Origin of the sequence: Mesorhizobium sp. M0016 (assembly GCF_040324035.1) — a bacterium.
Taxonomy (GTDB): domain Bacteria; phylum Pseudomonadota; class Alphaproteobacteria; order Rhizobiales; family Rhizobiaceae; genus Mesorhizobium.
Genome location: NZ_JAMYVM010000014.1, coordinates 77,621 through 90,610, shown reverse-complemented (window position 1 = coordinate 90,610; position 12,990 = coordinate 77,621). Strand labels below are relative to the sequence as shown.

General features: G+C 63.7%; 11 protein-coding genes. 6 read left to right on the top strand and 5 right to left on the bottom strand.

Annotation, left to right across the window (positions count from 1 at the left end; translation table 11 throughout):
- Positions 1–164 precede the first annotated feature (164 nt).
- From NKJ88_RS20370 to NKJ88_RS20345, 6 genes are all read left to right on the top strand, one after another.
- A complete protein-coding gene (locus NKJ88_RS20370) occupies positions 165–1,967 on the top strand; it encodes a dipeptide ABC transporter ATP-binding protein (protein ID WP_023823839.1) in 1,803 nt (600 codons plus the stop codon).
- A gap of 298 nt (positions 1,968–2,265) precedes the next feature.
- Positions 2,266–3,501, top strand: a complete 1,236-nt coding sequence (locus NKJ88_RS20365) for an ROK family transcriptional regulator (protein ID WP_352445189.1) — start codon at positions 2,266–2,268, stop codon at positions 3,499–3,501.
- Positions 3,502–3,515: 14 nt separating this feature from the next.
- The gene (locus tag NKJ88_RS20360; protein WP_023668836.1) at positions 3,516–4,595 is read left to right on the top strand and encodes a Gfo/Idh/MocA family protein; all 1,080 of its coding nucleotides are present in this window, start codon (positions 3,516–3,518) and stop codon (positions 4,593–4,595) included.
- The gene (locus tag NKJ88_RS20355) at positions 4,595–5,431 is read left to right on the top strand and encodes a sugar phosphate isomerase/epimerase family protein (RefSeq protein WP_352445187.1); all 837 of its coding nucleotides are present in this window, start codon (positions 4,595–4,597) and stop codon (positions 5,429–5,431) included. Before NKJ88_RS20360 ends, NKJ88_RS20355 begins: the two co-directional genes overlap by 1 nt.
- The gene (locus NKJ88_RS20350; RefSeq protein WP_023715544.1) at positions 5,428–6,231 is read left to right on the top strand and encodes an alpha/beta fold hydrolase; all 804 of its coding nucleotides are present in this window, start codon (positions 5,428–5,430) and stop codon (positions 6,229–6,231) included. The genes NKJ88_RS20355 and NKJ88_RS20350 overlap by 4 nt, the downstream gene beginning before the upstream one ends.
- Positions 6,228–7,121 (top strand): ROK family protein, encoded by an 894-nt coding sequence (locus NKJ88_RS20345; protein WP_352445185.1) that lies wholly within the window; start codon positions 6,228–6,230, stop codon positions 7,119–7,121. The genes NKJ88_RS20350 and NKJ88_RS20345 overlap by 4 nt, the downstream gene beginning before the upstream one ends.
- A 26-nt stretch (positions 7,122–7,147) precedes the next feature.
- Here the strand turns inward: NKJ88_RS20345 and NKJ88_RS20340 are convergent, their stop codons facing one another.
- From NKJ88_RS20340 to NKJ88_RS20320, 5 genes are all read right to left on the bottom strand, one after another.
- A complete protein-coding gene (locus NKJ88_RS20340; RefSeq protein ID WP_023715542.1) occupies positions 7,148–8,146 on the bottom strand; it encodes an ABC transporter ATP-binding protein in 999 nt (332 codons plus the stop codon).
- 30 nt (positions 8,147–8,176) lie between these two features.
- Positions 8,177–9,238, bottom strand: coding sequence for a Gfo/Idh/MocA family protein (locus tag NKJ88_RS20335; RefSeq protein ID WP_352445183.1), 1,062 nt, complete (start codon positions 9,236–9,238; stop codon positions 8,177–8,179).
- A gap of 250 nt (positions 9,239–9,488) precedes the next feature.
- Positions 9,489–10,328 (bottom strand): carbohydrate ABC transporter permease, encoded by an 840-nt coding sequence (locus NKJ88_RS20330; protein WP_352445181.1) that lies wholly within the window; start codon positions 10,326–10,328, stop codon positions 9,489–9,491.
- A gap of 226 nt (positions 10,329–10,554) precedes the next feature.
- The gene (locus tag NKJ88_RS20325) at positions 10,555–11,484 is read right to left on the bottom strand and encodes a carbohydrate ABC transporter permease (protein WP_023707791.1); all 930 of its coding nucleotides are present in this window, start codon (positions 11,482–11,484) and stop codon (positions 10,555–10,557) included.
- A gap of 245 nt (positions 11,485–11,729) precedes the next feature.
- Positions 11,730–12,989, bottom strand: coding sequence for an ABC transporter substrate-binding protein (locus tag NKJ88_RS20320; RefSeq protein WP_023668844.1), 1,260 nt, complete (start codon positions 12,987–12,989; stop codon positions 11,730–11,732).
- Position 12,990 lies beyond the last annotated feature (1 nt).

Sequence of the window (12,990 nt, the reverse complement as noted above, 5' to 3'; positions counted from 1 at the left end):
GGGACCGTCGCGACGCCTCGACCGGCTGCGACAATCTCTCCTGAGCGATGAAAGGTAGATTGCGCTCCAGCTTAATTCGAGTAATTTTATAGAGATTGTGCGTTGCGAAAGCGGAAGCGATTGCCCTTGAAGGCCGCGCCGAAAGAAAGTGGTTTCAGCAAGACATGTCGTCATCGGTTCTGAACGTCGAGCAGCTCACCGTCGCCTATGATGGACGCCGGGGATCGCGTCCGGCCGTCAACGGCGTATCGCTCGCCATCGGCGAAGGCGAAGCGCTCGGCCTTGTCGGCGAGTCCGGATCGGGCAAGAGCTCGGTGGCTCTCGCTATTCTGCGCTATCTGCCGCGCAACGCCCGGATCGCCGCGTCGGCGCTCGAATTCCAGGGTCGCGAGATCCGCAGTCTCTCCGGCGAGCAGCTTCGCCGGCTAAGGGGCGATCGCATCGCGGCCGTCTACCAGCATCCAGGTGCGGCACTCAATCCGGCCATGACGATCGGCCGGCAGATCACCGAAACGATCATGCGGCATCGCCCGGTTCGGCAGGACGAAGCACGCACCCGCGCCGCCGAGCTGCTGAGCCGTGTCAGGGTGAGCAATCCGGAACGGGTGCTCGATCTCTATCCGCACGAATTGTCGGGCGGCATGCAGCAGCGCGCCAACATCGCGATTGCCATTGCGCTCGACCCGTCGCTGCTGGTGCTGGACGAGCCGACGACGGCGCTTGACGCCAGCGTCCAGTCCGAGATCGTCGCCATCCTGCAGGACTTGCGCCGCGATCACAAAACCAGCGTTCTGCTGATCAGCCATGACATCAACATGGTCCGCCGGGCCTGCGATCGGGTGGCCGTGATGCAGTCGGGGACTGTCGTCGAAAGCGGCATCGCCAACGATGTCTTCGAGAACCCTGTTCACGCGTACACCAAGGCGCTGATCGCCTCGATCCCGGCGCTCAACTTCACCAAGCGCGACGGCAGGCTGGCCGAGATGCACACAACCGGCCCGTCGAAGCCTGTCCGCAGCGATCAACCGGAAGCCGCGCGTCCGATCGCCGTCGCCTGCAAAGGCATCAGCCACGCCTTCGGCTCCCAGGCCGTCCTGCACGATATCGACCTGGAGATAGCCCAGGGCGAGACGTTCGGGCTGATCGGCGAATCCGGCTCCGGCAAGTCGACATTGGCAAGGATCGTGACTGGCCTCCAGACGCCGGACGCTGGGTCGGTCGAGCTGTTCGGCAGCACTGTCGCGCCGCGCGTCGAGAAAAGAAGCCTGAGCGAACGGCGCGACGTGCAGATGGTGTTCCAGTCACCCGACCGCACGCTCAATCCGCGCCAGCGGATCGGCAGGATCCTCGGCCGTCCGCTGCGGCGGCTCGCCGGCTTTAGCCGCAGCGAGGTGAAGCAGCGTGTCGGCGATCTCCTGGCCTCGGTTCGTCTTGCCGCTACGACCGTCGACCAGAAGCCGAGATCGCTGTCTGGTGGCCAGCGCCAACGGGCGGCGATTGCGCGCGCCTTTGCCGGCGTGCCGAAGCTCGTGGTGTTGGACGAGCCGACCTCTGCGCTCGACGTTTCCGTGCAGGCGACCGTGCTCAATTTGCTCAACGACCTGCAGCGCGACAAGGACACCACCTATCTGTTCATCAGCCACGACCTCAGGGTGGTGCGCTATATGGCCGACAGGATCGGCGTGCTCTATCGCGGCCGGCTGGTCGAGGCGGGGTCATCCGAGCAGATTTTCCGTGGCCCCAACCACCCCTACACGAAGCTGCTTCTGGCCGCCTCCTCGGATGAGACGGCGCCGAGGGCTCCGGCTCAGCTCGACGTCGCGGCACACGATGCCGAAACCTCCGGATGCTCCTTTGCCGCCCGCTGTCCTGTCGCGCTGCCCGATTGCCGAAAGGCGCAACCACCCGTCAGGCAGGCCGGCGACGGTCATCTGATCGCCTGCTGGAGAGACGGCGACGATCTCTGATCGCAAAGCGGGCCAGGCTGACCGACAAGCCTGCATTCGAAGAGATGTCCCCATATTGTGAAGGATTTCGGTGCCGTCCGCGCGCTGGACAATGTCTCGCTCGACGTCATGAGGGCGAGGCTTTTGGCCTGGTGGGTGACAATGGCGCTAGAACCGGCATCGCATCCTCCCATGTCAATTTGTAAGTTTTTGATACAAATTATCGTTTGAACCTTGGGTCAACAGATTCAGAACGCCGAACATTTTGTTACAGTGCGCCCCGTTTGACCCTTTCAAATCGCATAAAAAATCTATTAGTATGGCAATCAAACAAATCGCGGAGGAAGACGTGCTGGTGTCGACCGATCTTCGGCCGAATGAAACGCGGGCCCTTGCGGCGCTGTTTCGTGCCGGCGCGTTGAGCCGGGCGGCGCTCGCACGCGATCTCGGCCTGACCCGGTCGACCACCGGCGCCCTGGTGCTGGGACTGATCGAAGCCGGTCTGGCGCGCGAGCGCTCGGATGAAGGGGATGACGAGCAGGACGGCGAGGGCCGGGTCGGCCGCCCCGGAATCCTTGTCGAGATCGAAGGCAATGGCGGCTTCTTCCTTGGCGCCTATATCGGCGTCAACTGGATCGCTGCCGTGGCTGTCGACCTTGCTGGCACGCAGCGTGCCGCAGCATCGAAGGCCTTTGCCGGCCCGGGTAGTACGCCTGCCGCTGCAGTCGCCATCATCGAGGAACTCGTTGGCGATGTCCGATCGCAATTGCCTGAGAGCACGCGCCCCTACGGGCTCAATGTCGCCGTGCCCGGCTTCCCCGCCGCTGATGGCGTCTCATACCATGCCACCATCCTTGGCTGGCACGGGGTCAATCTGGCTGAGCTTTTGGGCAACGCCTTTGGCGACGATTTTCCGATCCTGCTGGAAAACGATGCCAATGCCGTGGCGGTGGCCGAGACATACCGGGCGCAGCCGGGCAAGGACCATGAGGATGCTCTGGTCATCCTGATCGAGAACGGCGTTGGCGGCGGCATCATCAATGCCGGCAGGCTGCATCGCGGCCGGCTCGGCGGCGCCGGCGAAATCGGGCATCTGCGCATCGGCGACGAAGGTTTTGTCTTCGACGCGAAGCGCCCGGGCCGACTGGAATCCTATGTCGGCAAGGATGCTTTACTGGCTCGCTATTTGCACATAAGCGGACTGAGCGCCGGCGTGGATGAGTTTGTCGCAGCGCTGGCCGGCGGCGATCCGGCAGCCGTTGCCACCGCGCGCGACTGGGCGCTCTGGTTCGGCCGCGGCCTGGCGACACTTGCCTGCACCTTGCAGCCGGAGCGTATCATCCTCTCCGGCTCCGTCAATGCTGTCTATCCCTTTGTCGCCGAGCAGGTGGAAGCTTTCTTGCTGGAGTTCCTGGCTGAAGGTTACCCCGTTCCTACGGTCGAACTGTCGCGCGTCGGGGCCGACGGTCCGGCATTGGGCGCTGCCTGTCTGCTGCATCAGGCAGCTTTGTCGGGCGATCCGCAATTTCAACTTCGCGGCCTCGCCGCGCGCTAATCAGGAGAGATTCCATGCCTCGCAAAGACGAAAAGCGGCTGCGTGTCGGCGTGCTCGGCTGCGGTCCGATTGCCCAGGCGGCGCATTTCGAATCCTGCACCAAGGCACGCAATACCGATCTCTATGCCATCTGCGATGTCGCCGACGATCTGCGCGACAGGATGGCGGCGACCTACGCGCCTGAAAAATCCTATGCCGACTACGGCCTGATGCTGGCCGATCCCGATCTCGATGCCGTCATCATCGCGACATCGGACATTTTTCACGTCAAGGCCGCGGAACTGGCGCTCGATGCCGGCAAGCATGTGCTTTGCGAAAAGCCGCTGGGCGTTTCGGTCGAGGAGGTCGAAGGCTTGCGGGCCACGCTCGACAAGAGCGGCAAGGTGCTCCAGGTCGGCCATATGAAGCGCTTCGATCCCGGCATCCAGGCGGCAAAGGCTTTCGTCGACGACGAAATGGGCGAGCGGCTGGCGTTCAAAGGCTGGTACTGCGACAGCACCCACCGCTACCCGATGACCGATGCGGTGCAACCGCTGATCATCACCAGCGCCAAGGCGCGCAAGCCTGCCGTCAATCCCAAGGCGGATCTGCGCCAATACTACATGCTGGCGCATGGCAGCCATCTCCTCGATACGGCGCGCCATCTGCACAGGCCGATCGAGGCGGTCGAGGCCCGGCTCACCGAGCGCTATGGCGCCTATTGCTGGTTCATCACCACCATCTTCGCCGACGGCACGATCGGCCATCTCGACCTGACGGTCGCCGTGCGCATGGACTGGCACGAAGGGTTCCAGATCTATGGCCAGAACGGCAGCGTTCTCGCGAAGACGTATAACCCCTGGTACTACAAGAGCAGCGAGGTCGACATTTTCCGCGAGGCCGATGGCAGTTGGCATCGCACGCTTGGCGCGGATGGCCACTTCTATCGCCGGCAGCTCGAAGGCTTTGCCGATGTCGTGCTGAATGGCGCGCCCATGATCGGCGCCAGCATCGAGGACGGCATCGCCTCGGTCAGGGGCATGGCGGCCATCGCCCGCTCGGCCGCTGCCGGCGGCCGCGCCGTCCGTCTGGCCGATGTCGACGGGGTCGTGTGATGCAGCTTGGGATTTTCGCCAAGACCTTCGCCACCACCGGCGCCTTGCCGGTGCTGCGCGCGGTCGCGGACGGCGGCTACACGGCGGCGCAGTTCAACATGGCGTGCCTTGGACTGCCGTCGATGCCGGACAGCATTGAGCTCGGCGCGGCCCGGTCCGTCGCTAAGGCGAGCGGCGAGGCCGGCGTTTCGATCGCGGCCGTGTCTGGAACCTACAATATGATCCACCCGGATCGCTCGGTTCGTGTGTCAGGTCTTGCTCGGCTGGAGGTGCTGGCTGCGTCATGCGCTGACATGGGCACGCGCCTGATCACGCTGTGCACCGGCACAAGGGATGCACAGGATCCGTGGCGCTGGCATCCCGACAATGCAAGCGAGGCGGCATGGAGCGATCTGCGGACGGAGATGGAAGCGGCGATCGCGATTGCCGAGCGCTTCGACATCGAGCTCGGCATCGAACCGGAACTGGCCAATGTCGTCTCCAGCGCGCGGGCCGCACGCCGCCTGCTCGACGAAATGAACAGCAAGCGCCTGCGCATCGTGCTCGACCCGGCCAATCTATTCGAAGTGGCGGACAGCGCGGAGCGTCACCGCCTGATCGACGAGGCCGTCGATCTGCTGGCTGCGGAGATCGGCATGGCCCATGCCAAGGACCGCAATGCCGATGGCAGTTTTGCCGCCGCCGGACAGGGCGTCGTCGATTTCCCGCATTTCATCGGCTGCCTAAGAGCCGCCGGGTTCGACGGCCCCCTGATCACGCATGGCCTGACAGAGGCCGAGGCGCCCGGCGTCGGCGCGTTCCTGCGCAATGTCCTGGAAGCGAGCGACGACACGTGAAAAAGACCTTCAGCCGAGATGGCGTCGACCTTGCCTACCGGGAGGTCGGCACGGGCCTTCCCGTCATCTTCCAGCATGGGCTGGGCGGCGATGAGGCGCAGGTGGCCGACGTGTTTCCCGATCTGCCGGTGACGCGGCGCGTGACGCTCGAATGCCGTGGCCAGGGCGGATCCGGCTACGGGCCTGTCGAGCAGCTTTCGATCGCGACGTTTGCCGAGGACGTCGATGCACTGGCCGACGATCTCGGCCTCGGCCCGGCCGTCGTCGGCGGCATCTCGATGGGCGCGGCGCTGGCGCTTCGCCTGGCGGTGCACAGGCCGGCGCGGGTGCGGGCGCTGGTGCTCGCCCGGCCTGCGTGGGTATCCCAGGCTGCACCGGCCAATATGAGGCCCTATGCCGTGGTCGGCGATCTCTTGATGCGGCATTCGCCCCAAGACGCCAGGCGTCTGTTCGATGACAGCGCTGTTGCCGGCGAACTGGCCAGATTGGCGCCGGACAATCTCGGCAGCCTGCAAGGCTTCTTCACTCGCCCGGACCCGGTTCTGTTCGGCAGGCTGCTTTCGGCGATCGCCGGCGATGGTCCCGGCGTGAGCGAGGCGGACATCCGCGCTATCGCGGTGCCGACTCTTGTCATCGGCCATGACCATGACCTCGTCCATCGACTGGAGGACGCACAGACGCTGGCCGGACTCATTCCGTCGGCCCGGCTTTGCACCATCACAGCCAAATCGCAGGATCGCGCCGCCTACCGGCTGGAATTCCGCGCCTGTCTTTCGGAATTCCTGGAACCGCTCGCATGACCGACAAAACGACGGATGAGACCATCGCCGTGGTCGAGATCGGCGGCACGTCGGTCAAGGTTGGCTTTGCCGATCGCGGCCACCCGGTGGATTTCGCCCGCACCTACCCGACCGCGCAACTGCGCAAGGGCGCGCCTGTGGCGGGGTTGGCCGATGCGGTCACCGCAGCCTGCCGCGATGCCGGGCTCAAACCTGCACGGGTCGTTGCGACGGTGCCTGGGTTCATCGACCGCGACTTCGACACGGTGCTGCACACGGCCAACATTCCCGAACTGAACGGTATCCGGCTGGGTACGGAACTGGCATCGCGGCTCCGCGTTCCCGTGCGGCTCGAACGCGACGTCGTGCTGCAATTGCTGGGCGAAAGCGTTGCCGGCGCGGTGAAGCGGCAAAAGGAGGTGCTGGCGGTCTATCTCGGCACCGGCATCGGTGCGGCCTATCTCGGCAAGGACGGCATTTTCAGGGGCGGCGGCTGGGCGCTGGAAATCGGCCATATGCCGATCTACCGGCCTGACGAAAGCGGACCGCCAAACCGGGTCGAGACCTACGCCTCAGGGGCAACGCTTGTCGAACTCGCGACAGACTACGATATCCCGGTGGCCGATCTGTTTTCGGCGGCCGGGCAGCCGCCATCGCTGCGCGAATGGCTCGATGAGATCGTCTGGCAGCAGGCGGTGACCATCGCAACGGCAGCCGCTTTGTTTTCCCCGCAGGCGGTCCTGATCGGTGGCGGCATTGTCGACATGAAGTCCTATCCCCGCCAGGCGCTCAAGCAGCGCATCGCGGACAGCCTGCCGCATTCGCTTGTTGTAGAGCCTCTGGACATACGCTGGGCGGCCCTGGGCTGGCAGGCGGCGATCCATGGCGCGGTGCTGCTCGGCGCGGTGTGATCGCCGTGGTTGCTGTCGGCGAAGGATTACTTGATCGTCTTCCCGTCCGCCCCAAACCGGTATGTTTTACCCGGCTCCGGCGTTGCATACAGCGTCGCACCTGGCTCGGCGTCGTAGACACCGAAAATGCGGACCGTGATCAGCCCGGCCTTTTCGCAGTCGAGATAGAGGTTGGTGTCGGCGCCGAGATGTTCGGCGTGCACCACCGTTCCCTTCCAGGCGCCGGACCTTGGATCCACGGTCAGATGCTCCGGCCGCACGCCGATGGTCTTGGCAGTCTCGCCCAATCTGGGGCCGTCGATGAAATTCATCTTCGGCGAGCCGATAAAGCCGGCGACGAACTCGTTTGCCGGCGAATTGTAAAGCTCCATCGGGCCGCCGATCTGCTCGATCTGGCCGGCGTTGAGCACGACGATCTTGTCGGCCAGCGTCATCGCCTCGACCTGATCATGGGTGACGTAGATCATCGTTGCCTTCAGCCGGCGATGCAACTGCGCGATCTCCAGTCGCGTGTTGACGCGAAGCGCTGCATCGAGGTTCGACAAGGGCTCGTCGAAGAGAAACAGTTTTGGCTCACGCACCACGGCGCGGCCGATGGCGACGCGCTGGCGCTGGCCGCCCGACAGTTCCGCCGGCCGGCGCTCGAGATACGGTTCCAGCGACAGCATCGACGAGGCGACGCCGATGCGTCGCTCGATCTCTGGGGCGGGCGTGCCGGCCTGCTTGAGGCCGAGGCCCATATTGTTCTTCACCGTCAGATGCGGGTACAAGGCATAGGTCTGGAACACCATGGCGATGCCGCGTTTTGCCGGGGGCGTGGCCGAGACATCGGCGCCGTCGATCACCACCCTGCCGGAGGTCGAATCCTCCAGCCCGGCGATGACCCTGAGCAAGGTTGACTTGCCGCAGCCAGATGGGCCGACGAAGACGACGAATTCGCCGTCGGTCACTTCGAGGTTGATGCCTTTCAGCACCTCGACCGGCCCGAAGGCCTTCTTCACATTCTCGATTACCAGCGAGCCCACGGCTTCGTCCTTGTTCTAGAGTTTGCCCTACTAGAGCTTAACTGGGGCGCCGCTGCGCACGCTCTCATCGGCGGCAAGGCAGACGGCGAGCGATTTCACCGCGTCGTCCATGTGGCGGGTCAGGTCAATGTCTTCCCGGATCGCCTTCAGCACGAAGGCCTGTTCGAGGTCACAGAGGTCCTGGTGGCCGGGTTCGCCTTCCATGGACAGCATCTCGTCCGGCCTGGCGAACTTGCCGTCCGCGCCGGTCGCCGCACTGTGCAGGCGGATGGTCGAGGTCTTGGTGTGGGTGTCGATGTCGTCCGACTTCACACCTTCCTTCATGACGATCGACACGCAGCCATTGGGCGACATCACGTCCTTCACGAAGAACGCCGTTTCCGAAATCATCGGTCCCCAGGCCGCTTCGTACCAGCCGACCGAGCCGTCGTCGAACAGCACCTGCAGATGGCCGTAATTGTACATGGTCGGCGCGATTTCCTCGGTCAGCCGCAGCCCCATGCCGCGCACCTCGACCGGCTTGGCGTCGGTGATCTGCAGCATGACGTCAAGATAGTGCACGCCGCAATCGACGATCGGCGAGGTCGTCTGCATCAGTTGCTTATGCGTCTGCCAGGTCGGGCCTGACGATTGCTGGTTGAGGTTCATGCGAAACACGTAAGGGCCGCCGAGCTTGCGCGCCTCGGCGATCAGCCTGACCCAGGAGGGGTGGTGGCGCAGGATGTAGCCGATCACCAATTTTCGGCCGTTGGCCTTGGCCGCGGCGACGATGCGCTTGGCGTCCGCCACCGTCGTTGCGAGCGGCTTCTCGACGAAGACGTGGCAGCCGGCCTCGAATGCCTTCACCGCATAGTCGGCATGGCTGTCGGAATAGGTGGCGATGCAGGCAACGTCGGGCTTTTCATCGCGCAATGCATCGTCGAAGGAACGACGGATGTCATAGCCCGACAGTCCTTCCGGCAATGGCACGTCGGAGCGGTTGATGAGTGCTGCGATCTCGAAGCCCGGATTGTTATGATAGGCCAGCGCATGGCTGCGGCCCATATTGCCGAGGCCTGCGACGACGACGCTAAGGGGCGATTTAGAGGTCACCTAACTACTCCAGATGTTCCAGTTGTTCCTTCTGAGAGGGTGTCACCCCACCCGGCGCTTCGCGCCGACCTCCCCATCGAGGGGAGGTAGGACTTTGTTGCGAACACCCTCGCTGCCAAAGAAGCTTCTCCGAAAGTCGCCCTTTGGCGGTCGTGAATGAAGCCACGACCTTTTACCTCCCCTTGATGGGGAGGTCGGCGCGCAGCGCCGGGTGGGGTGAAGGCTCCAGCAGAGATTTGTAGGGCTCCGCTCACTTGACGGCTCCGGATGTGATGCCGCGGATCAGCTGCCGCGAGAAGATGACGTAGAGGGTCAGCACCGGCATGATCGCCAGCGAGAGTGCCGCCAGGATGGCGTTCCAGTTGGTGACGAACTGGCCGAGGAAAAGCTGCGCGCCGAGCGTCACCGTCTTGGTCTCTTCCGACGGCGCCAGGATCAGCGGGAACCACAGATCGTTCCAGATCGGGATCATGGTGAAGACGGCGACCGTCGCCATCGAGGGCCGCACCAGCGGCAGCACCAGCCGGAAGAAGATGGTGTATTCCGACAGGCCGTCGATGCGGCCGGCATTCTTCAGATCGTCGGACACCTGCTTCATGAATTCCGACAGGATGAAGACGGCCAGCGGCAGCCCCTGCGCGGTGTAGACCAGGATCAGCGCCGTCAGCGTGTTGACCAGCCCGCTCGCCACCATCAATTGCAGGATGGCGACGGTGCCGAGCCGGATCGGGATCATGATGCCGAGCGCGAGGTAAAGCCCCATCAGCGTGTTGCCGCGAAAGCGGTATTCCGATAGCGCGAACGCCGCCATCGCGCCGAACAGAAGCACGAAGAACAGCGAGGCGACGGTGACGACGAGGCTGTTCTGAAAATAGTGGATGAAGTCGCCCTGCCCGATCACGGTGGTATAGCCGATCAGGTCGAAGGTTTTTGGCGTCGGCGGCCTCAGCGGTTCGCTGAAGATGCCGGCGCGGGACTTGAACGAATTCATGATCACCAGGATCACCGGAAACAGTGCGATCGCCGTATAGGTCAGCAGGATCGTGTGGGCGCCGATGGTGCGGGGCAGCGAACGGGTGGCGGTGCTCATTGGAAGGTCTCCTGACGAGCGATGACTGTTGAGGTCGGCACCAAGGCACCCCCCTCTGTCCTGCCGGACATCTCCCCCGCAAGGGGGGAGATCAGATGCCGCGACTGCTTTCGCCAATCGCCAACGTTGCAAGACGAGCGGCAAGGCCAGAGCTGCCAATCTCCCCCCTTGCGGGGGAGATGGCCGGCAGGCCAGAGGGGGGTGTTCAAGCTCGACATCTCGCCCCTCAGAACTGGTAGCGACGCAGGCGCGTCTGGACGAGGAACAGGTAGACGCAGACGCCGCCGAGGATGATCAGGAACATCATCGTGGCGATCGCCGCGCCCATATTGGGATCGCCGGTCTGCAGCTGAAAGCCGAAGAAGGCGCGGTAGAGGAAAGTGCCCAGAATATCGGTCGAATAGTTCGGGCCGGCGAGCGCCCCTTGCGCGGTGTAGATCAGGTCGAAGGCGTTGAAATTGCCGACGAAGGTCAGGATCGAGATGATGCCGATCGACGGCAGGATCAGCGGCAGCTTGATCTTCCAGAACTGCGACATGCCGGTGATGCCGTCACATTCGGCCGCCTCGATCACCTCTTCGGGGATCGACAAAAGGGCTGCATAGATCAGCATCATCGGGATGCCGACGAACTGCCACACCGAGATCAGGCTGAGCGCGGTCAGCGCATATCGTTCCTTGCCCAGCCACGGCGTGAACAGGCTTTTCAAGCCGACCAGGTCCATCAGATGCGGCGCCACGCCCCATAACGGCGACAGGATCAGTTTCCAGGCGAAGCCGACGATGACGAAGGACAGGATGGTCGGCACGAAGATCGCGGTGCGGTAGAAGGCGGCGAACCTCAGCCTCGGGCTGGAAAGAAGTGCGGCCAGAAGCACGCCGATCGGGTTCTGCACCACCATGTGGATGATGAAGAACCAGGTGTTGTTCCTCAGCGCGTTCCAGAAACCCACCGACCAGTTGGGGTCGCCGAACAACGTACGGAAGTTGGTGAAGCCAACGAACACCTGATGCTGCTCGACGTTGCGGAACAGCGACAGCTGCAAGGTGCCGGCCAGCGGCAGGATCATGATCGCCGTATAGACCAGCAGCGCCGGCGCCAGGAAGACGCCGATATGCCAGCGGAACGGTCGTTTCGGTCGTGTTTGTGCGGCCATGAGTGCGGTCCCCGCCGATCAGGTTTAGCAATGCCTTCGACGGCAGCGCTGCCCCTCACCCTCACGCTCTCCCCGTGAAGGACGGGGAGAGGGGGCGCCTGCGTTTCGGCTGATCCTTCTCCCCGTCACTATACGGGGAGAAGGTGCCGGCAGGCGGATGAGGGGCGGCGCCGTCGTTCGCAGTCGATGATGCTGTCGAAAAACGCAGGGCCGTCCACTTGGGGCCCTGTCTGTTGTCTGAGCTCTTACTTGCCCGGCTTGTACCAGCTGTCGAGGCCGTCCTGCAGCTTCTTGGCGGCAGCTTCCGGCGTGTCGGTGCCATTGATGACGTTGGCCGATTCAACCCAGGTTTCGTTCTCGAGGTTCGGCGTGCCGCGCGACAGGATCTGGTAGGTCGAGCGGATCGTCGACTTGCACTTGTCGCGCCAGGAGACGAATTCCTGCGCCAGCGGGTCTTCCATCTTCACCGGGGTGGAATTCAGGCTGAAGAAGCCCGGCAGTGCGTTGGCGTAGATGGTGGCGAAGTCCGGCGAGGCGACCCAGGACAGGAAGGTCTTGGCCGCGTCGGCATTCTTCGACGCCGCATTCAGGCCCATGCCGATATCGGTATGGTCGGAGATGTAGCAGGTGTCGCCGGCCTTCTCGACCGGCGGCGGGAAGGCGCCCATCTTGAACTGCGCCTGGGTGTTGAACAGGCCGATCTCCCACGATCCCGCCGGGTAGATGGCGGCGCGGCCAAGCGTGAACAGGTTCTGGCTGTCCGGATAGGTCTGGGCCTCGAAGCCGTCGCCGAGATAAGGCTTCCACTTGGCCAGTTCCTCATAGGGAGCAACCCAGTCCTTGTCGGTCAGCTTCTGGTCGCCCTTGATCAGCGCTGCGCGGCCCTCTTCGCCCTTCCAGTAGTTCGGACCGATGTTCTGATAGCCCATGGTCGCGGCTTCCCATAGGTCCTTGGTGCCCATGGCCATCGGGATGTAGGTGCCGTCGGCCTTGATCTTGTCGAGCGCGGCGAAGAACTCGTCACGCGTCGTCGGCACCTTGAGGCCGAGCTTGTCGAAGGCGTCCTTGTTGTAGATGAAGCCGTGAATGACCGAGGCCATCGGCACGCAGAAGCTCGCCTTGCCGTCGTCGGTCTGCCAGGCGGCCTTGGCAACGGGCGAAAAGTTTTCCATGCCGGGCAGCGCCGACAGGTCGGCAAGGTTGCCCTTCTTGAACAGTTCGAGCGACTTGTCGAACGGGCGGCAGGTGATCAGGTCGCCAGCCGAGCCGGCGGCGAGCTTGGCGCCGAGTGCGGCGTCATACTCGGTCGGCGCCGACGGTGCGAACACCACTTTGATGCCCGGGTTCTTGGCCTCAAAAGCCGGGATCAGCTTGTCCTTCCAGATGGCAAGGTCGTCGCCGCGCCAGCTTTCGATATTGAGCGTTACGTCATCGGCGTGAGCCAACCCGGCGGTGCCGAGAATGCTGGTGCCGAGAAGCAGTGCCGTCAGTAATTTCGTTGTCATG